The organism is Actinomycetota bacterium (assembly GCA_030018275.1).
Taxonomy (GTDB): domain Bacteria; phylum Actinomycetota; class Aquicultoria; order Subteraquimicrobiales; family Subteraquimicrobiaceae; genus Subteraquimicrobium.
In genome coordinates, this window is sequence record JASEGB010000001.1 from 1 (window position 1) to 353 (window position 353).

The 353-nt window shown below is 55.0% G+C and carries 1 protein-coding gene; it reads right to left on the bottom strand.

The features are described from left to right. The coding region (locus tag QMD66_00005) for a GTP-binding protein (GenBank protein ID MDI6821262.1) at nt 1–353 on the bottom strand (353 nt) is incomplete at both ends.

Consider the following 353-nt stretch of genomic DNA (forward strand, 5'->3'; position numbering starts at 1 on the left):
CAACAGCTTTTAAGAGCTCCATTATCGGGCCGCAGGACTCGCAAGTATCCTTGCCGCAGCCACACTCGTAGGACTTGAGTGCCGAACCTGAGATCACCGGGGTATCATCCCCCGGGAATTCGTATTCATTTAAGAGTTCTCTTACCTCCATCTCCACCAGTTCCAAGAGTTCTGGGTCGTCTACCAGGTCCGCCTTGTTTAAGAAGACCACGATGTATGGGACACCGACCTGTCTTGCCAGGAGGATGTGTTCCCTGGTCTGGGGCATGGGTCCATCGGCTGCGGAGACCACGAGGATGGTCCCATCCATCTGGGCGGCACCTGTGATCATGTTCTTCACGTAGTCGGCATGA